Origin of the sequence: Paenibacillus sambharensis, from assembly GCF_003233845.1 — a bacterium.
GTDB lineage: Bacteria > Bacillota > Bacilli > Paenibacillales > Paenibacillaceae > Paenibacillus_I > Paenibacillus_I sambharensis.
This window is the reverse complement of the sequence record NZ_QKRB01000036.1, coordinates 222,326-244,927: the sequence shown is the minus strand read 5'-3', so window position 1 is coordinate 244,927 and position 22,602 is coordinate 222,326. Positions and strand designations below refer to the sequence as shown.

The 22,602-nt window shown below is 56.1% G+C and carries 3 protein-coding genes; 1 reads left to right on the top strand and 2 read right to left on the bottom strand.

Annotated elements, in window-relative coordinates; all coding sequences use genetic code 11:
• The first annotated feature begins 32 nt into the window (after positions 1 to 32).
• Positions 33 to 18,965: a non-ribosomal peptide synthetase gene (locus DNH61_RS06535; RefSeq protein WP_111145861.1), complete on the top strand. Its 18,933-nt coding sequence runs from the start codon at positions 33 to 35 to the stop codon at positions 18,963 to 18,965.
• Between the two features lie 228 nt (positions 18,966 to 19,193).
• Here the strand turns inward: DNH61_RS06535 and DNH61_RS06530 are convergent, their stop codons facing one another.
• Both DNH61_RS06530 and DNH61_RS06525 read right to left on the bottom strand, forming a co-directional pair.
• On the bottom strand, positions 19,194 to 20,180 hold the full coding sequence (locus DNH61_RS06530) for a cysteine peptidase family C39 domain-containing protein (protein WP_111145860.1): 987 nt from the start codon (positions 20,178 to 20,180) through the stop codon (positions 19,194 to 19,196).
• Positions 20,181 to 20,265: 85 nt separating this feature from the next.
• Positions 20,266 to 22,554 (bottom strand): preprotein translocase subunit SecA, encoded by a 2,289-nt coding sequence (locus tag DNH61_RS06525; protein ID WP_111145859.1) that lies wholly within the window; start codon positions 22,552 to 22,554, stop codon positions 20,266 to 20,268.
• Between the last annotated feature and the right edge of the window lie 48 nt (positions 22,555 to 22,602).

The window sequence follows — 22,602 nt, the reverse complement described above, 5'->3', positions numbered from 1 at the left end:
ATTAAGAATCTCTAAACGGGGAGTGTGTCGATGTGATAGAGAATACCAACGAGCACTATGGATTAACGCAAGCCCAGCGCCGAATATGGCTCATGGAAATTATGAATCCGGGAACGTCCATCACAACGCTTTCCGCGACCTACCAGATTACGGGCGAGATCGACATACAGCTTCTGGAGCAAGCGGCGGCGGAGATCGTCAAAACGTATGACGTTTTCCGAATCCGCATTAGCGGAGATTTGCAAAATCCAACGCAATGGTTCGACGAGCCGGACAATGCCAAGGCCAGGATAAGCCGCCTCGATATAGAAACAACCGAACAATTCTATGCATGGGTGAAAGAAGTAAGTGAAAAACCGGCCAGCGTGTTCGATGAACACCTCCACCAATTTACAATTATCCATTTCGCGAACGGCCAAGTATGGCTCAACCTGACAGTCAACCATATTATCGCCGACGGCTTGTCCGTCAATGCTTTGCTGCATGCGGTGATGGAAAAATACCTGAAGCTGCGGGCAGGCATCTCCAGCAGTTACCAGGCCCCTTCCTATCTGGATTATATCCCCGCGGAGCGTGAATATGAGCAATCGGAGCGTTATCAGAAAGGCAAGGAATACTGGCTGACGAAGTACAGCACGCTGCCAGAAACGACCGGCATTAAATCGTACCCGCCATTCTCGGTCGGCAGCGAATCCAACAAACTGGCCATCTCGCTTCACGGTGCCCGGTATGAACGCATTCTGGCCTTCAGCGAACAATATCAGGTCAGCATATATACATTATTTCTGTCCGCCATGTACGCCTTACTGTACAAGCTGACCGACAGCACCGATATTCCGGTCGGCACGGTTTTCGCCAATCGCACCAGCAGGAAGGAAAAAGAAACGATCGGCATGTTCGTCAGTACTGTAGCTACGCGGATTCGTCTGAATCCAGAGGAGCACGTGCTTTCTTTGATCCAAACGGTTTCCAAGGAAAATATGGCGGATCTGCGGTACCAGAAATACCCTTATAACCAATTAATCCAGGATTTGCGCGAGCAGCACGGCCGCAACGATCTTTCGGGGCTGTTCCGCACGTCGCTGGAATATCTGCCTTTGAAGATCGTGGAGTATGAAGACATCAAGGTGCGCCTGGAGGCTCACTTCGCCAGGCACGAGATGGACGATCTGCTGCTGCGGTTCGACCATATGCTGAATGAGGGCCATGTCATTCTCCATGCCTCCTATCGTACCGGCTTATTCGAGACGGCCGAGATTGAACGGATTATGCAGCAGTATGTAACCGTTCTGGACCAGTTTCTTCAGAATCCCGAACTGCCGGTACGCGAGATTTCGCTGCTGAGCGATGAGGAGAGAAACCGCATTTTGAACGTTTTTAACCCGCCGGTGACAGAGCTGAGCGAGGGAGAAGCGTTTCATCGGTATGTTGAAAAGTTTGCCCGGGACATTCCGGATCATCCGGCAGTCGTCTACATGGACAAACAGCTGACCTACGGCGAATTGAACGAACGCGCCGAGCGGCTGGCTTCTCTCCTCCGCGAACAAGGCGTGGGCAGGGAGACGATTACGGGGATCTGGGCGGAGCGTTCGGTAGAACTGCTGGTCGGGGTGCTCGCCGTGTGGAAAGCCGGCGGAGCCTATGTGCCGCTGGACCCCGATTACCCGGCGGAGCGGATTGCGTACATGCTCAGCGACAGCAAAGCATCGGTGCTGCTTACGCAGCGTCATCTGATGGAGCGGGCCGGCAGCTGGCTGGCCGATGACCAGCTGCAGCTTCAAGCTGTCTATGCCATGGACGATGAACAAATTTACAACGGGGATGCCTTATCCGTGCAATTCGAACCTGCCGACAGCGCCCCGCACGATTTGGCTTATGTGATCTACACCTCGGGTACGACAGGACGCCCGAAAGGCGTCATGATCGAGCACGGCAGTCTCTTGAATACGGCGGATGCATACCGCCGCGAGTACCGGCTCGATCAGTTCCCGGTGCGGCTGCTGCAGCTGGCCAGCTTCTCGTTTGACGTGTTCGTCGGAGACATCGCGCGGACGCTGTATAACGGAGGCACGATGGTGATTGTGCCCAAGGATGACCGGATTGATCCAGGCCGCTTATACGGCTGGATTCGCGACCAGAACATTACGGTATTCGAATCGACGCCTGCGCTCATCCTGCCCTTCATGCAGCATATCTATGAAGAGGGGCTGGACGTCAGCTCCCTGCAGCTGCTGATTACAAGCTCGGATGCCTGCAGTGTTACCGACTACCGATTGCTGCAGGAAAGATTCGGCGGACAATTCCGCATTATCAACAGCTACGGCGTTACCGAAGCGGCCATTGACAGCAGCTTCTACGATGAACCGCTGGACAAGCTGCCGCCGTCGGGTCATGTGCCAATCGGCAAAGCTTGGCTGAACGCCCGGTTTTACATAGTCGACGCCGCGTTAAAGCCGGTCCCTGTTGGGGTTCCGGGGGAGCTTGTCATCGGCGGCGCCGGGGTGGCGCGCGGGTACTGGAATCGTCCGGACCTGACCGCCGAGAAGTTTGCGGACAGCCCGTTTGTGCCGGGCGAGCGTCTGTACCGGACAGGCGATTTGGCCCGCTGGCTGGAAGACGGCAGCGTCGACTTTATCGGCCGGATCGACTATCAGGTGAAAATTCGCGGATTCCGGATTGAACTTGGCGAAATTGAAACGGCTCTGCTTCGATTCCCGGGCGTCAAGCAGGCTGTGGTGACCGACCGTACGGATGAGCAGGGGCAGAAGTATTTGTGCGGCTACGTGGCGGCGGATGCTTCCTTGCAGCTGAGCGATCTGCTGAACCAATTGAAGCAAGAGCTGCCGGCCCATATGGTCCCTGCCCGGATGGTCGTGCTTGATAAGCTTCCGCTGACGCCGAACGGCAAAATTGACCGTAAAGCGCTGCCTGAACCGGCCGGAGAGGTAGAAGCAATTTGTGAATATGTGGCTCCTCGCACAACGCTGGAAACAAGACTTTCTCTCATTTGGCAGCAGGTGCTGGGTCTTGCGCGAGTTGGAGTCCACGACGATTTCTTTGAACGGGGTGGTCATTCCTTGCGGGCCTCCACGCTGGTTTCCAAGATTCGGAGAGAGCTGCAGGTCGAGGTTCCGCTGCGTGACGTTTTCCGCTATACCACCATCGAACAGCTGGCCCAAAGAATCGGCGCTTTAAAGCAGCAGGAGACGTATGAGATTACAAAGGCGGCTGAAGCCGAGTACTATCCCGTTTCATCCGAGCAAAAGCGTCTGTACGTCCTGCGCCAGCTTGACGGGGCCGAGCGCAGCTACAATATGTCTGCGGCGCTTCTTCTCGAAGGCAAGCTGGACCGCACGCGTGTCGAAGACGCGTTCCGGGCGCTGATTCAGCGCCATGAGACGCTGCGTACCGGGATCGAGCAGGTTCAAGGCGAGCTTGTCCAGCGCATCTATGACGAAGTGGAATTTGCTGTCGATTATTTCGAGGCGAGCGAACGGGAAGTGGACCAGGCAGTGGAGGCTTATTATCGGCCGTTTGATCTGACCAAGCCGCCGCTTCTTCGCATCGGCCTGATCGAAGTCGCCGAGGATCGCCACATTCTGCTGTTCGATATGCACCATATCGTCTCGGACGGCATTTCGACTGCGCTGCTCTTCGACGAGTTCAGCCGCCTGTACCGGGGCGAGGAGCTGGCCCCGCTGCGCATTCAATACAAAGATTATGCCGTTTGGCAGCATTCCGAAGCTTACGGACAGATGCTTCAGCCGCAGAAGGAGTACTGGCTGGAACAGCTGTCGGGCGAGCTGCCGGTCTTGGAGCTGCCAACGGACTTTCCGCGGCCTGCGGTGCAAAGCTTTGACGGCCGGACCGTGAAGTTTTATATCGGGAACGAGAGGACGGAGAAGCTGAAAGAGCTGGCGGCACGGACGGGGACAACCCTGTATATGGTGCTGCTGTCGGCTTACTCCATCCTCATGCATAAATATTCGGGTCAGGAAGATCTGATTGTCGGAACGCCGATTGCCGGAAGAACGCAGGAAGAAGTGCAGCCGGTCGTGGGGATGTTTGTCAACACGCTGGCCATTCGCAGCCGTCCGGAGCGTTCTAAGCCGTACCTTTCGTACCTGGAGGAAATCAAGGACATCACGCTCGGGGCTTTCGAACACCAGAATTATTTGTTCGAAGATTTGGTGGAAAGTCTTCACATTCCACGCGCGACCGGCCGGAATCCGCTCTTTGATACGTTCTTCTCCCTGCAAAATACGGAGAACGAGCAGATTGTCATCGAAGGGCTGCAGCAACAGTTTTATCCGCTGGAAAACCGGACATCCAAGTTCGAGCTGCTCCTGGACATTTCGGAGCTGGACGGTCAGCTCGAATGCCGGTTGGATTACGCTACGTCTTTGTATAAACAGGAGACCGCGGAGCGGTTTGCCCGACATTATGACAAGCTGCTCGAATCCATCGCAGCAGCACCGGACGGGGATATTGCCTCGCTGGACATGCTCACGGAGGAAGAAATCCGCGAGCTGGTGCACCGTTTCAACGATTCGGATGCCGACTACCCGCGGCAGCAGACCATTCACGGCTTGTTCGAAGAGCAGGCGAAGCTTTACCCGGACAACGTGGCGGCCCTCATGAACGAGCGGAAGCTGACCTACCGCGAGCTGAACGAGCGAGCGAACCGCCTTGCGCGGAAGCTGCGGGAGAACGGAGCAGCAGCGGATCAGCTGGTCGCGATTCTGGCCGAACGCTCGCTCGATATGGTCGTAGGCATCCTGGCGATTCTCAAGGCGGGCGGAGCCTATGTGCCTGTCGATCCCGACTACCCGGAGGAGCGCATCCGCTTCATGATCGAGGATTCCGGCGCGCCGCTGCTGCTGATTCAACAGCATCTGCACGAGAAGACTGACTTCGCAGGAACGCGCCTTGAATTGGACGATTTCGTGTGGGGCGCAAGAGGGGCGGACGCCGACGATGCGCTGGATGCTTCAAACCTGGAGCCGATTTCCGGGCCGGACAGCCTGGCTTATGTCATCTATACGTCGGGAACGACCGGCAGGCCGAAAGGAACGCTGATCGAGCACAAGAACGTCGTGCGCCTCCTGTTCAACGATAAGAATCTGTTCGACTTCGGGCCGACCGACACGTGGACGCTGTTTCACTCGTTCTGCTTTGATTTCTCCGTCTGGGAAATGTACGGCGCGCTGCTGTACGGAGGCAAGCTGGTCATCGTACCGCCGCTCACGGCGAAGAATCCGGCCGATTTCCTGGCGCTGCTGGGCCGCGAACAGGTCACGATTTTGAACCAGACACCAACGTACTTCTACCAGCTGCAGCGTGAGGCCTTGACGGATCATCCGCACGGTCTGCGGATTCGCAGCATCATCTTCGGGGGCGAAGCGCTAAGTCCGCTGCTGCTGAAGGGCTTCAAGACGAAGTATCCGGAGACGAAGCTGATCAATATGTACGGCATTACCGAGACGACGGTCCACGTGACCTATAAGGAAATAACATGGGTCGAAATTGAGGCGGCGAAAAGCAATATCGGCAAGCCGATCCCGACGCTGAGGGTGTACATTCTGGATGAAAACCGCCGCCCTGTACCGATCGGCGCAGCGGGAGAAATGTACGTGGCCGGGGAAGGCCTTGCGAGAGGATATCTGAACCGTCCGGATCTGACAGCGGAGAAATTCGTCGATTCCCCGTTTGCGGAAGGGGAGAAGCTGTACCGCTCGGGCGACTTGGCGGCTTGGCTGCCGGACGGCAGCATCGAATACCTGGGCCGGATCGACCATCAGGTCAAAATCCGCGGGTACCGGATCGAGCTGGACGAGATCGAGACGCAGCTTCTGAACGTCCAGGGCGTGGAAGAAGCGGTAGTGCTCGCCCGTCAGGACGGCGGGGGCGAGCAGGCGCTTGTCGCCTACTTTGTGGCGGACCGGACGCTGACGGTCAGGGAACTGAGAAGCTCGCTGGCTCAGGGAATGCCGGGGTACATGATCCCGTCGTACTTCGTGCAGCTGGACCGCATGCCGCTGACGTCCAACGGCAAAGTGGACCGCAAAGCGCTGCCGGAGCCGCAGGGCGGCTTGCAAACAGGCGTCGAATACGCAGCGCCTCGCAACCGGACCGAGTCCCAGCTTGTGAAGATCTGGGAGGACGTGCTGGGCTGCTCCGGCATTGGAGTCCTGGACAATTTCTTCGAGCTTGGAGGCCACTCCTTGCGGGCGACGAACCTTGTCAGCAAGATACAGAAGGAAATGAACGTGGAGCTTCCGCTGCGCGATGTATTCCGCTATACGACGGTAGAGTCGATGGCCGGAGCTATCGCCAGCATGGAAGAAACACGGCACAGCTCGATTCCAAAAGCGGAAGAGCGCGCGTACTATCCGGTTTCCTCCGCGCAAAAAAGGCTGTACGTCCTGCACCGGCTGGATGACTCGGAGCTGAATTACAACCTCCCAAGCGCTTTGCAATTGGAAGGGGCTTTGAACGAGGCCAAGGTGGAAAAGGCGCTGGCTGCTTTGGTGGCCCGGCACGATATGCTGCGCACCGGTTTTGAAATCGTGGATGGGGAGCCGGTTCAGCGTATTCATCCGCTCGCAGCCTTCAAGGTTGAGAAGCTCCAAGCAAGCGAAGATCAGATTGCGGCCATTCTGGAAGGCTTCATTCAGCCGTTTGACTTGACCCGGCCGCCTCTGCTGCGCGCCCTGCTGGTCGAGCTTGCGAAAGAGAAATTCCTGCTCGCGCTGGATATGCATCATATTGCTTCCGACGGCCTTTCCATGGATGTGCTGCTGCGCGAATTCGTACGGCTTTACAATGGGGAAGAATTGCCGGAGCTGCGGATTCAATACAAGGATTACGCCGTTTGGCAGCAATCCGAGGAGCAGCGCCAGCGCATCAGACGGCAGGAGGAATACTGGCAAGGGGTATTCAGCGCCGAGCTTCCGGTTCTTGAGCTGCCTCTCGACTTCTCCCGCCCGGCCGTCCAGCAGTTTGACGGTCAAACGCTCACATTCACGCTGGATGCGGAGAAAAGCGAAGCGCTCAAACGGCTTGCCGGCGATTCGGGGGCGACGCTGTACATGCTTCTGCTGGCTGCGTACTCCATGCTGCTTCATAAATACTCAGGACAGGAAGATATCGTAGTCGGCACTCCGATTGCCGCCCGTTCTCACGCCGACCTGCAGCCGATTATCGGCATGTTCGTCAATACGCTGGCCCTTCGCTTGGGTCCGGCTGCGGAGCGGACGTTCCTGGATTATTTGCAGGAAGTGAAGGAAACGACGCTTGGAGCCTACGAGCACCAGGACTATCCGTTCGAGGAGCTGGTGGAAGCTCTTCAGGTGAGCCGGGATTTAAGCCGGAATCCGCTGTTTGACACCATGTTTTCTTTGCAAAAGCATGAAAGCTTGGATCTAACCCTGGAAGGCTTGCAATGGTCGCTGTTCGACATCGAGGAAAAGACGGCCAAGTTTGATTTGAGCTTAGATATCGTGGAAGAAGGTAACGAGCTGGTTTGCAAGCTTGAGTACGCTGCCTCGTTGTTTAGACACGAAACGATGGCACGGCTGGCGGGTCATTACGAGCAGCTGTTGGCGTCGATCCTGGCTCAGCCGGATGCGCGGATTGCGGATTTGGATATTGTGACGGACAGCGAGAGGCATGAGCTGCTGGTCGGGTTTGATGTGTCATCTTCGGCTCTTGCGAAGCAATCGGCCGCAGAGGGTGCAGGCTTGGAAGCGGCTGAGTCGTGGAGAGAGAGAACGTTTCACGAGCTGTTCGAGGAGCAGGCGGAGCGCACGCCGGGAGCGCTGGCGGTTGTCTACGAAGACAGCAGGCTGACGTATGCGGAGTTGAACGTCAAGGCGAATCGTCTGGCGTATGCGCTGCGGGCGCACGGGGTGAAGCCCGAGCAGGTGGTCGGCATTCTGGCCGGCCGCTCGGCAGAGCTGTTGATCGGGGTGCTCGCCGTATGGAAAGCGGGCGGCGCTTATGTGCCGCTCGACCCGGACTATCCGGCGGAGCGGATCGAGTATATGCTCGCCGACAGCGGGGCATCGGTGCTGCTCACGCAGACCCGCCTGCTGGAGCAGGCGGAAGCTTGGCGCAGCAGCGGAGCTCTAGCCCTGCAAACGGTGCTTGCGCTTGACGACGCCGCAACGTACAGCCTCGAAGCGGTGCAAGCGGCTCTGGGCGGACAAGCTTGGGGCGAAGCAGGCGCAGCGCCGGAGGCTTTGGCGGAGGCGGAAACGGCTGCTGCTGAAACGTCCGCCACGGCAGAAGCTGAGAAGGACGTCCATGCGGCGGATCTCACATCGAATCCGGCGAATGTGAACAAGCCGGGCGATTTGGCTTATGTCATCTACACCTCCGGTACGACGGGCCGTCCGAAGGGCGTGGCGGTGGAACACCGCAGCCTGGTGAACACCGCGGCGGGCTACCGGCGGCACTACCGCTTGGATCAGTTCCCGGTCCGGCTGCTGCAGCTCGCCAGCTTCTCGTTCGACGTGTTCGTCGGCGACATAGCGCGGGCGCTGTACAACGGCGGCACGATGGTCATCGTGCCGAAGGACGACCGGATCGATCCCACCCGCCTTTATGGCTGGATTCGAGACTATGCCGTGACGGTGTTCGAATCGACTCCGGCGCTGATCGTGCCGTTCATGGAGCATGTGCATGCCGAGGGCCTGGACCTCAGCTCGATGCAGCTGCTGATCACAAGCTCGGATGCGTGCAGCGTAGCGGATTACCGCACCTTGCAGGAGCGCTTCGGCTCACAGTTCCGTATTATTAACAGCTACGGAGTAACGGAAGCGGCGATAGACACCAGCTTCTATGACGAGCCGCTGGAGAAGCTGCCGAAGACGGGCAGCGTGCCGATCGGGAAAGCGTGGCTGAACGCCAGGTTCTACATCGTGGACGCGAATCTGAAGCCGGTGCCGGTCGGGGTGTTGGGCGAGCTGGTTATCGGCGGAGCAGGTGTGGCCCGGGGTTACCTGAACCGCCCGGATTTGACGGCGGAGAAATTCGTAGACAGCCCATTTGCCGCTGGGGAACGGCTGTACCGGACGGGCGACCTGGCGCGCTGGATGCCGGACGGCAACGTGGACTTTATTGGCCGGATCGACAATCAGGTGAAAATCCGCGGCTATCGGATCGAGCTTGGTGAAATTGAAGCGGCCATGCAGCATGTCGCGGGCGTGCGTCAAGCGCTTGTCATCGACCGGACGGACGAGCGGGGGCAGAAATATTTGTGCGGGTATGTCACAGCGGATTCCAGCTTCGATTTGGAAGGACTAATGGCCCATCTGGATGCCGCGCTGCCTTCCCATATGGTGCCGTCGCGCATCATGCGACTGGATCAAATGCCGCTTACACCGAACGGGAAGATCGACCGTAAAGCGCTGCCTGTGCCGGAAGGAAGCATTCGTGCCGAGGCTGCATACACGGCGCCTCGCACGCCTGCCGAGCAAGCACTTGCGTCGGTCTGGCAGTCAGTGCTGGGCGTGGATCAGGTCGGCACGACGGACAATTTCTTTGCGCTCGGCGGCGATTCGATCAAGGCCTTGCAGGTATCGTCCCGTCTATTGCAGACGGGGTACAAGCTGGTCATGAAAGATTTGTTCCATTACCCGACGATTTCCGCCCTTAGCTTGCAGCTGCAAGCGGCGGAGAGAACGGCAAGCCAGGCTGAAGTGACAGGAGAGGTCATCTTGACGCCGATTCAGCGCTGGTTCTTTGAACAGAATCCGGCCGACGTGCATCACAGCAACCAGGCGTTCATGCAGTTCTCCAAGCAAGGCTTTGACGAAGAAGCTGTACGCCAGGCGGTGCGTCAGCTAGTCGTACATCACGATGCTCTCCGTACAGTTTTCCGCCAAACCGGGGACGGCTATGCCGCCTGGAACCGGGGCGCCGGGGAGAACGAAGCGCTGTTCGATCTGGAAGTTGCCGATTTCAAGGGAACCCGCGACGTGAAAGAAGCGGTAGAGGCGAAGGCGAACGATATTCAAGCAAGCATCGATCTGGTAAACGGCCCGCTGGTGAAGCTCGGCTTGTTCCGCTGCGACGACGGCGACCACCTGCTCATCGCAATCCATCACTTGGTCGTAGACGGCGTATCCTGGCGGATTCTGCTTGAGGATTTTGCTGCCGGCTATGAGCAGGCGCTGCAAGGGCAGCCGATCCGTCTGCCGCTCAAAACAGATTCATTCCAAATGTGGGCGAAACAGCTCGTAGATTATGCGAACGGCCCGGCGATGGAAACCGAGAGAGAATATTGGCAGCATATCGAGCAATTGACCTATGAGCCGCTTCCGAAGGATTTTGAACAAGGCAGATCCAAGCTGAAGGACAGCGGGCTCGTGACCGTCCGCTGGACGGCGGAGGAAACGAAGCAGCTGCTGATAGAGGCACACCGTGCTTACCATACGGAAATGAATGATTTGCTGCTTACCGCCCTTGGCCGCGCAGTACAAGCTTGGAGCGGCCGGGAACGCGTGCTGGTAAATCTCGAAGGCCACGGCCGGGAAGATATTGTGCCGGATATGGACATTACGCGCACGGTAGGCTGGTTTACAAGCCAATTCCCAGTCGTTCTGGAGCCGGGTTACGCAGAGACGCTCGGACATCAGGTGAAGCAGGTTAAGGAAAGCCTGCGCCGCATTCCCAACAAAGGAATCGGCTACGGCATCCTGCGTTATTTGTCTGCGCCGCGTGACGGCGAGCGCTTCGCTTTGGAGCCGGAGATCAGCTTTAACTATTTGGGTCAGTTCGACCAGGATTACGAAAGCAGCGGCTCGCAGCCGTCTCCGTTCAGCCCTGGCTTCGATTCAAGCCCGAATGCAGAGATGGATTTTGTCCTCGATATCAACGGTATGGTGTCGGAAGGCGTGCTGGAACTCACGATCCGTTATGGGGAAACTCAGTATAAGCGAGAAACGGTAGAGCGCCTGGGCACTCTGCTTCAATCGAGCTTGCGTGACATCATCAGCCATTGCGCGTCAATCGAGAGGCCGGAGCTTACGCCTAGCGATGTTCTGCTACAAGATATGACGGTGGAGGAACTGGAGCGGCTGGCCGAACATACGGCGGCTCTCGGCGAACTGGAGAATGTGTACACCTTGACTCCGCTGCAAAAAGGAATGTTGTTCCACAGCCTGCTGGATGCCGATTCGGAAGCTTACTTCGAACAGGTGACCTTTGATCTGTATGGAAGTCTGAATGCCGAAGCCTTCACCCAAGGATTGAATACGCTGGTGCAGCGGAATGAGGCGCTGCGGACCAACTTTATTACCGGCTGGAGAGACGAGCCGATTCAAGTGGTATTCCGCGAGCGGAAGTGTGAAGTGTACTTCGAAGATATTCGCCCGGTAAGCGATGAAGACCCGGAGAAGACGATAGCCGATTTCGTCAGCGCCGATAAAGCGAACAAGTTCGATCTGGCCCGGGGCTCGCTGATGCGCGTGACCGTTTTGCGCACGGGTGACGAGTCCTACCATGTGATCTGGAGTCACCATCATATCTTGATGGACGGCTGGTGCATGTCCTTCATGATCAAGGAAGTGTTCGACACCTACTTCGCGTTCCAGGAGAAGCGGGCGCTGGAGCTTCCTCCAGTTACTTCGTACTCCCGGTATATCGAATGGCTGGAAGCTCAAGATGCCGCGAAGGCTTCGCGTTACTGGTCCGAGTATTTGGCGGGTTATGATCAGCAGACCAAGCTGCCGCAAGAAAAAACGCAGCAGAAGCAGGGCGCTTTTGAAGCGGCTGAAATCGATGTCGAGCTCAGCAAGGAACTGACCGGGCAAATCGAGCGGGTGGCGCGCCAGCAGCAGGTGACGCTAAATACATTCATGCAGACGGTATGGGGACTGGTTCTGCAGGTGTACAACAACAGCGAGGATGTCGTATTCGGCTCCGTCGTATCCGGGCGTCCAGCGGAAATTCCGGGCATCGAAAGCATGATCGGCCTGTTTATTAATACGATCCCGGTCCGTATTCAAGGCAAAGCCGAAGAGACGGTAGCCGATATCTTGAGAAAAACCCAGGATCAAGCGCTGGCATCGGGAGCTTACGAAACGTTTCCGCTGTACGAAATCCAGTCGCTGAGCGAGCAAAAGCGCGACTTGATCAACCATATCATGGTCTTTGAAAACTATCCGATGGAAGAACAGATTGAGCAGGTCGTTGGCGGAGACGCAGAAGCGCTGAAGATCGCGAATATCCAGTCGCCGGAGCAAACGAACTACGACCTAGACATTACCGTCATTCCGGAAGAGCATATTTTGCTGCGGTTTACGTACAATGCGCTGACTTTCAGAGAGGAAGACATCAAGCAGATCTACGGTCATTTTACCCGGGCACTGGAGCAGGTTGCGGCTAACCCGAAGATGCGCGTGAATCAGTTGGAGCTTGTGACGGCGGAGGAAAAAGAGCAAATTCTCGGCGCGTTCAACCCGGCGCAGCCGGAAGCGGCTCCTGCGGCTGCGTTCCACCGGCTGTTCGAGGAACAGGCGGAGCGCACACCGGAAGCGGCGGCTGTTGTGTATGAGAATGACCGGCTGACGTATGCGGAGCTGAACGAGCGGGCGAACCGCTTGGCGGCCACGCTGCGCGCAAGCGGCATCGGACGGGAGACGATCGTCGGCATTCTCGCCGAGCGTTCGGTGGACTTGCTGACGGCTGTGCTGGCCGTCTGGAAGGCGGGCGGGGCGTATGTGCCGCTCGACCCGGATTATCCGGCGGACCGCGTGCGTTTCATGCTCGAAGACAGCGGAGCGAAGGTGCTGCTGACGCAGACGCCGCTGCGGAAGCTCGCCGAAGCCTGGGTTGGCGAAGAGGAGCTGGCGCTGGCGGCGGTGCTGTACCTGGACGACGAAGCGTCGTACAGCGGGGAGCGGGCGAATGCGCCGATGGTCTCTGGCATGGTCTCCGGCAAGCTGACGGGTACTGTGGAACAGAGCGATGAGCGTCTTATGCAGGTCGGCACGGGCAGCTTCCATGAAGCCCGTCCGGAGGATCTGGCGTATGTGATCTATACGTCGGGAACGACGGGCAGGCCGAAGGGCGTAATGATCGAGCACCGCAGCCTGGTGAATACAGCAGCGGGCTACCGGCGGGAATACCGGCTGGATCAGTTCCAGGTGCGGCTGCTGCAGCTTGCAAGCTTCTCGTTCGATGTGTTCGTGGGAGATATTGCGCGGACGCTATACAACGGAGGTACGATGGTGATCGTGCCGAAAGACGACCGGATCGATCCGTCTCTTCTGCACTACTGGATCGCGCGGGAGCAGGTCACCATCTTCGAATCAACGCCGGCGCTGATCGTTCCGTTCTTAGCGCACGTGCACGAGCAGCAGCTGGACATGAGCTCCATGGAGCTGCTGATCACAAGCTCGGACAGCTGCAGCGTGGCGGATTACCGGATCTTGCAGGAACGCTTTGGCTCATTGTTCCGGATTATCAACGCCTACGGTGTGACAGAAGCGGCGATCGACTCCAGCTTCTACGACGAGGAGCTGGCGAAGCTGCCGCAGACAGGCAATGTGCCGATCGGCAAAGCGTGGCTGAATGCGAAATTCTACATCGTGGATACGCACCTGAATCCGGTGCCGGTCGGGGTGCTGGGCGAGCTGGTTATCGGCGGAGTCGGAGTAGCACGCGGGTACTTGAACCGTCCGGAGCTGACGGAAGAGAAGTTCGTAGACAGCCCATTCGCCGCGGGCGAGCGTCTGTACCGCACGGGAGACTTGGCGCGGTGGATGGAGGACGGCAACGTGGACTTCATCGGCCGGATCGACAACCAGGCGAAAATCCGGGGCTACCGGATCGAGACGGGCGAAGTCGAAGCGAAGCTGCTGAGCGCAGGCGGCGTGAAGGAAGCGGTCGTCGTTGTCAGGGAAGATCAAGAAGGCCAGAAAGCTCTGTGCGCTTATTATACAGCGGAAGAAGGTTTGACGGCGGCGGACCTGAAGCGGGCGATTGCCAGCGAGCTGCCGGGATACATGATCCCGTCCTACTTCGTGGAGCTTGAGCGCCTGCCTCTGACGCCGAACGGAAAGATCGACCGGAAGGCGCTGCCGGCGCCGGAAGGAGTAGAAGGCGGAGGCCGCGAATACGTGGCGCCGCGCACCGAGCTGGAGGCGAAGCTGGCCGCGATTTGGCAGGATGTGCTTGTTCGGGAGAAGGCGGTAGGCGTAACGGACAACTTCTTCGACCTCGGCGGACATTCCCTGCGGGCGACGACGCTGGTCAGCAAAATGCATAAGGAGCTAGGAACTGAGTTCCCGCTACGCGACGTATTCCGCTACTCGACGGTTGAGGAAATGGCCGCGGCTGTGGAGCGGCTGGAGACCGGCTCGTTCACATCTATTCCGCCTGCGGAAGCTAGCGAGTATTATCCGCTCTCTTCCGCACAGAAACGTCTCTATATCTTGAACCAGCTGGAAGGAGCCGAGCTGAGCTACAACATACCGGGAGCTGTGCTGCTCGAAGGGGAGCTCGACCGGCAGCGGTTTGAAGAAGCGTTCCGCGTGCTCGTAGCTCGTCACGAAACGCTGCGTACCGGCTTTGAGATGGTACAAGGCGAAGCGGTTCAGCGGATTTACGAAGCCGCCGCCTTCCAGGTGGAATATATGCAGATCAGCGGGGAGCAGGCGGAAGAAACGGTACGTGAGTTCGTTCGTCCATTTGATCTCGCGAAGCCGCCGCTTCTGCGGGTAGGCCTTGCCGAACTGGCGACGGACCGGCACATTCTGATGTTCGATACGCATCATATCGTATCGGACGGCGTTTCAATTGATGTGCTGATCGAAGAGTTCGTCCGCTTGTACAGCGGGGAGCTGCTGGAGCCGCTCCGCATCCAGTACAAGGATTATGCGGTATGGCAGCAATCGGACGAGCAGAAAGCCCAGCTTGCCAAGCAGGAAGCCTACTGGCTTGACATGTTCCGCGGAGAGCTGCCGGTTTTGGAACTGCCGACGGACTATCCGCGCCCGGCTATGCAGAGCTACGAGGGACGCTCGCTGCAATTGTTTATGAATAGCGAGACAAGCGAGGGTCTGAAACGGCTTGCAGCGGAGAACGGCGCAACGCTTTACATGGTTCTGCTTGCTGGCTATACCATATTGCTGCACAAATATACAGGGCAGGATGATGTGGTCGTCGGTACGCCGATTGCGGGAAGAAATCACAGTGACGTTCAGCCGCTGATCGGGATGTTCGTCAATACTCTGGCCATCCGCAGTTATCCGGCTGCCGGCAAGACGTTCCTTGACTACTTGAAGGAAATCAAGGAAACGACGCTGGGCGCTTTTGAACATCAGAATTATCCGTTCGAGGAACTGGTGGATAAGGTGAACGTGGCACGCGATTTAAGCCGCAATCCGCTGTTTGATACGATGTTTGCTTTGCAGAATACAGAGAATTTGGAAATCCAGCTCCCGGGTCTCCATTTGTCGACGTATGCCAGCGAAGAGATTGTTTCGAAATTTGATCTCAGCCTCGACGTCACAGAGATCGAGGATGGCTTGGAATATTTGTTTGAATACGCCACGGCTCTTTATAAGACCGAAACCGTAGAGAAATTGGCCGCTCACTACTTGCAGCTGCTTGAATCCATTCTTCGCAACCCGTCGGCGACGATTGCCGAGCTGGGCATGTTAACACCGGCGGAACATGAGCAAATTCTCGGCGCGTTTAACCCGGCGCAGCCGGAGGCGGCTCCTGCGGCCGCATTCCACCAGCTGTTCGAGGAACAGGCGGAGCGCACGCCGGAAGCGGCGGCCGTCGTGTATGAGAACGACCGGCTGACGTATGCGGAGCTGAACGAGCGGGCGAATCGCTTGGCGTCTACGCTGCGCTCAAGCGGCATCGGCCGGGAAACGATCGTCGGCATTCTCGCCGAGCGTTCGGTGGACCTGCTGACGGCCGTGCTGGCCGTCTGGAAAGCGGGCGGGGCCTATGTGCCGCTCGACCCGGATTATCCGGCAGACCGCGTGCGGTTCATGCTCGAAGACAGCGGAGCGAAGGTGCTGCTGACGCAAACGCCGCTGCGGAAGCGTGCCGAAGCCTGGCTTGGCGAAGAGGAGCTGGCGCTGGCTGCAGTGCTGTACCTCGACGACGAAGCATCGTACAGCGAGGAGCGGGCGAATGCGCCGATTGGCTCGGGCCTTGTCTCCAGTAGTCTGACGGATGCTGTGAAGTGCGGCGATGAGAGCCATCAGAACGCTGGTAACTTCCATGAAGCCCGTCCAGAGGATCTGGCGTATGTGATCTATACGTCGGGAACGACGGGCAGGCCGAAGGGCGTGATGATCGAGCACCGCAGCCTGGTGAATACAGCAGCGGGTTACCGGCGGGAATACCGGCTGGATCAGTTCCCGGTGCGGCTGCTGCAGCTTGCCAGCTTCTCGTTCGATGTGTTCGTGGGAGATATCGCGCGGACGCTGTATAACGGAGGCACGATGGTGATTGTGCCGAAGGACGACCGGATCGATCCGTCTCGTCTGCACCACTGGATTGAGCGGGAGCGGATCACCATCTTCGAATCGACGCCGGCGCTGATCGTGCCGTTCATGGCGTACGTGTATGAGCAAGGGCTGGATATGAGCTCGATGGAGCTGCTCATCACGAGCTCGGACAGCTGCAGCGTGGCGGATTACCGGATCTTGCAGGAGCGTTTCGGCTCGTTGTTCCGGATTATCAACGCCTACGGCGTGACAGAAGCGGCGATCGACACCAGCTTCTACGATGAGCCGCTGGCGAAGCTGCCGCAGACGGGCCATGTGCCGATCGGCAAAGCGTGGCTGAATGCGAAATTCTACATCGTGGATGCGCACCTGAATCCGGTGCCGGTCGGGGTGCTGGGCGAGCTGGTTATCGGCGGAGCCGGCGTGGCGCGCGGATACTTGAACCGTCCGGAGCTGACGGAAGAGAAGTTCGTAGCCAGCCCGTTCACCGCGGGCGAGCGGCTGTACCGCACAGGAGACATGGCGAGGTGGATGGAGGACGGCAACGTGGACTTCATCGGCCGGATCGACAGCCAGGCGAAAATCCGGGGCTACCGGATCGAGACGGGCGAGATCGAGTCGCAGCTGCTGCGGGTGGAAGGCGTGCGTGAAGCGGTGGTGATGGTTCGAAGTGATGCGGACGGGCAGAAGTCACTGTGCGCGTACTACACAACGGAAGGCCAACTGACAGCGGCGGACTTGAAAAGGGCAATTTCCAGCGAGCTGCCGGGTTACATGATTCCTTCGTACTTCGTCGAGCTGGAGAACCTGCCTCTGACGCCGAACGGAAAGATTGACCGGAAGGCGCTGCCGGCGCCGGAAGAGGGAGCAGGCACAGGCCGCGAATACGTGGCGCCGCGCACCGAACTGGAGGCGAAATTGGCCGCCATCTGGCAGGAAGTGCTCGGGCCGGTCACGATTGGCGTGACGGACAACTTCTTTGATCTCGGCGGGCACTCCCTGCGAGCGACGGCGCTGGTGAGCAAGGTGCACAAGGAGCTGAGCGTGGACTTGCCGCTGCGCGATGTGTTCCGGCACTCGACCATCGAGGCGATGGCCGAAGCGATCAGCCAAATGGAGCGGCGGGAACACCTCTCCATTCCGGTTCTGGACAAGCGGGATTATTATCCGCTTTCCTCCGTGCAAAAACGGCTGTACATCCAGCAGCAGATGGAAGGCGCTGAGCTTGGCTACAACATGTCCGGCATGACGGTTCTCGCCGGGCGCTTGGACAGGAATCAATTCGAGGCGGCGCTCCAAGGATTGATAGCTCGCCACGAGATTTTGCGAACCGGCTTCGAAATGATCGGCGGCGAACCGGTACAGCGGATTTATCCGGAATTGAAGTTTGCCGTCGAGTATACGAAAGCGGCGGAAAGTGAAACGAAGAGCATCGTAGACGGCTTTGTGCGCGTCTTTGATTTGGAGCGGCCGCCGCTGCTGCGTGTGGGCTTAGTCGAATGGGAAGCGGAACGGCATCTGCTCATGCTGGACATTCATCATATCATCACGGATGGCATGTCGATGGGCATCTTCGTCGAAGAGCTGCTGCGTCTGTATAACGGCGAGACGCTGGAACCGCTTCGGATTCAATACAAGGAGTTCGCCGCTTGGCAGCAGTCCGAGCCTGTACAAGAGCGGATGAAACGTCAGGAAGCCTACTGGCTGGACGTGCTGGAAGGCGAGCTGCCGACACTTGAACTGCCTACGGACTTTGTCAGACCTGCCGCTCGCAGCTTCGAGGGAGATGTACTGCCATTCAGCATCGACAAGCAGTTGACCGACAGCTTGCAGCGCATCGCCGATGAGAACGGCGCCACCCTTTATATGGTGGTAATGGCGGCCTATTCGATTCTGCTCAGCAAGTACTCGGGCCAAGAAGACTTCATTGTGGGCACGCCGGTTTCGGGCCGCACACATGCCGACCTGGAGCCGCTCATCGGAATGTTTGTCAACACGTTGGCGATCCGCCATTATCCGTCCGGTGAGAAGACATTCCTCGCTTACTTGAACGAAGTCAAAGAAACGATGCTGGGGGCTTACGACCACCAGGATTATCCGTTCGAGGAGCTTGTGAACAAGCTGCAGGCACCGCGGAATCAAAGCCGCAATCCTGTATTTGATGTCATGTTTGCTCTGGAAACCAAGGAAGATAACGTCCAAAGCTTCGGGGATATCAAGATCGAATCTTATCCGGAAACGCATAAGGTTTCCCCATTTGATCTAACCTTGATTATTTCGCTGCTGGATGAGGGCATGAACGGGCAGTTTGAATATGCCACCAAGCTGTTTACGCGCAATCTGATCGACAATTTCGCTCAAGACCTGCTCGTGATCATCACCCAAATTTGCGAACAGCCTTTGGTGCTGTTGAAGGATATATCCCTGAACGGGCAATCCGAACAGGAGCAGGATGTGCTGGAGGCCATTGAAATTATGTTCTGATTCCTTACCCGGCTTGGGTGTATACCGTATTTCTCCCGGTACGCATCCTGCCGGGTGTTTTTTTTAAAAGAAAGAAAAATCCGCTATAGGTAGGGGGAAGTTCCGAAATGCAAGGGCCGAAATAGGCATGCGGAGAGGAGGAAAGTTAAATGCTGAAGCGGTATAATGCGGTTGGGACAATGTCTAAAGGGAATTCCACTCCCCTGTTACAACCCTGTCACAACCCTGTTACAACAACGAATAAAGAGCGGTTAAAGCATCAATCTCTTTACTTCGAATGACTTCAAGATCTTTAACATACTTCTCAGCCGTAACCACATCGAATTTACCGGATTCCCGATGTTTTAATCGCCTATTCCTTAGGAGCAGACATAGTTGCTCCAATTCCCGATAGGCTTGATGAATTTCTTTAAGGCCTGCAGCGCTCACAATAGAATTTTCAAGCATATACGATAATCTCAACAGCATGATCTGTTTATGCTCATGAAATATATGAAAGGATCTAATATCATCACTTAATCTGCTGTCCATTAATTTTCGTCCGATCTCATTGTAGGTTTCCGCACCTAAACAAGAAGATTTACGAGGAAGATTAGGAAAACTGTTAGAGCTATGAATGAAATCATGAACATATCTTTTGATTAAGGGAAGGTTGAATTCCAGTGAACTATTAGTATACTCTATAGGCGTCTCGGTATTGAGGAATCCAATCCCTGCCCATTCGCTATAATAAAACCCATTTGCAAGATCTGAGAAAGCAATTTCGATCTCGCGGAATATCATTGCGTTATCAAAGCCTACTGCTAAATAGGTTTGTTTATTGAGGTTATAACCATATATAAGGGTGGGATGAACATAGTGGGTGTGTTGGAAGCTTGATTTCACAGGAATGTAATACTCATCCAAGGAGACTTCTACAAACTTATCATTATCGATACACGTAACAATAAAATGTTTAAGATCAATTTGGGCATCAGTAAATAACTTGCGTTCAAACCAATTCATTGTTATTCCGGGAAAGCGTGGATAAGGACCGTCATATGATAAATAATCAACTTTTATTTCCCGTTCATCACTGATTGTATATAGCTGCACAAAGTTGCTGTATACCCAAGGTAGGTATTTATCATGCTTTGCTATAATTGTTGCCTGATGGGCCCAATGTAAATAAGTTTTTATTAACGGACTTCCAATAGGTAAGGATTTACCATCCATAATAATAGCCCCCTTATGATATTTTGAATTATAAACATTTCTGCGGTATAGAAACTAGGCTATCCTTTACTTGAACGACGATGCATCAAAATTTTGGCAGCTTGTGTACCGGCCACAAAATAAGCCGCATAAACTTGCGGAGATAATAGGCCATTACTGTCCCTGCGTTCCATGAGCTGCGGCTATTTTGAATGTAATGATCATTAATGATGAAAGTTCGTGTGGAAGCAGGGCTCTTCAGACCGAGCTCTTCCCACTTCGCTGGATCATTCGAACCGCCGAGCCTTGCAAGCATATTCGCCGTTTCTTGATTTATTTGCGCTGGAATTTGCTCGAAGGCTTGTGTGATTTGCGTATGAAATTCGTCGATCGGATTGCGGCTCGCAAGGCTCTCCAAGTGGATGCCTTCGCGAATGTAAGAAGCATATGCCAGGTGGTCAGCCCAGAACTCATCAATATAAAAAAGCCGTACCCGCTGCTCCGAAGGACTCATTGGCTTCTCGCCCTTCAAAATTCCGAGCCGCTCCTCGTATAGAATTTGCCTCTGATCCTCTACCATATCCGAATAGCTGTTCAGTTCCTTACGGATATGAGAGTTCTGGGCCATAGCAACGCGCTGAATATGCGCGATTTTGTTGTGGAGTCCTGGCTCTTGGAGAGCCTCATTCTGTCTAGGAGCACGAACCAGCTTATCGATGCCGAACCGAAGCAGCAGCTCATCCTCCAAGCTGATGAAAAATATGGAGGCTCCCGGATCGCCTTGGCGGCCGGAACGCCCGCGCAGCTGGTCGTCGATCCTCACGCTTTCGTTCACTTGTGTGCCAATGACATACAGCCCGCCCAGCTTGGCGACAGCTTCTGCTTGTGTGGGGTTCCCTCCGCCGAGCCGAATGTCGACGCCGCGTCCCGCCATATTTGTAGATACGGTCACGGCGCCTATTTCTCCCGCTTTGGCGATAATCGCTGCTTCTTCTGCGTCGTTCTTCGCATTGAGAACATGGCAGGGTACGCTGGCAACCGCCAGTGCATCCGCAAGGATGGCAGATTCCTCAACGCTTGACGTACCAATGAGAATTGGACGCCCGGTCGCATGAACAGATGATATTTCCTGTACTAGCGCCCTAAGCTTGGCTTCCTTATGGGTATAAATCCGGTGTGGATGATCGGTTCGTATGTTTGGCCGGTTCGGCGGGATTTGCACGACGTGGAGGTCATAGATGTCTTCGAAATCCATTGCGGAGGCGTGCGCTGTAGCCGTCATTCCGCAAATCTTCGGATACAGGCTTATGAAGTGCTGAAAGGTAATCGTCCCGAGAATTTTACCGCCGCCTTTTGACTGCAGTCCTTCTTTGGCCGCAAGCGCGGCTTGCAGCCCTTCCGGCAAATACCTGTTCTCCGCTACGCGGCCGGTATATTCGTCAATCAGCTCGATTTTACCGTCCCGGACGATATAATCGATGTCTTTTTTCAATAACGTTTCCGCATGCAGGGCACAATTTAATGAGGTTAACAGATGACTGTTATGACTATCATACAAATTGCCGCATCCCAGCAGCGATTCTGCCTTGGCAGAGCCAGCTTCATTTAAATAGACATTCCGCTTGGACTCGTCAAAGTCGTAATGCTTGTCCTGCTTGAGCTGCCGGGCTATTTCTGCGAAATGAATGCCTTCACTCTTGGAAGAGTCCGGCTCGCCGGCGATGACTAGAGGGACCCGCGCTTCATCGAGAAGCAGCGAATCCGCTTCATCGACGATGGCATAGTGGAAAGGACGATGAACAGTATCGGCTTCGTCAAATGCAATTGTGTCGCGCAAATAATCGAAGCCCGTCTCTTTGGCGGTAACATAGGTTATATCCGCGTTGTACGCTTCCCTTTTTTCGGGCAGGCTCATGCCCGCTTGAACCGACTTTACTGTTAACCCGAGGTAACGATAGACCGGACCCATCCACGCTGCATCCCGATGTGCCAAATAATCGTTGAAAGTCAGCACATGAACGCCTTTGCCGGTTAGCGCATTTAGATAAGCAGGCATAACAGCTGAGAGTGTCTTCCCTTCGCCGGTATGCTGCTCGATCAGCAATCCCTCGTGCAGTGCGATGGCTGCCATGATCTGGACATCGTAGGGCTGTAATCCGAGCGTTCTCTTGGCTGCTTCGCAGACCAAGGCATAAGCATCAACAAGCAGCTCATCCAAAGACGCTCCCGATTTCGCTTCTGCTTGCAGACGGCGCGATTCCGCTTGAAGCTGTCCGCCATCCCACGATTCCAATTTTCTTTTCCGGACGAGAGCTGCTTTGTCCTTATAGACGCTCAGCTGATTCTGAGCTTCGCGGTTTATAATTCTCTGGATCGACCTAATGGCTGCTTTCATCGGAAATTCCCCCTCCCCGGTAAGAATACACAATGTATAGTGGCTAAA

What these genes read in the sequence shown, in the direction of transcription:
- DNH61_RS06525 (WP_111145859.1), bottom strand. Translation starts at nt 22,554, where the DNA reads ATGAAAGCAGCCATTAGGTCGATCCAGAGAATTATAAACCGCGAAGCT.
- DNH61_RS06530 (WP_111145860.1), bottom strand. Translation starts at nt 20,180, where the DNA reads ATGGATGGTAAATCCTTACCTATTGGAAGTCCGTTAATAAAAACTTAT.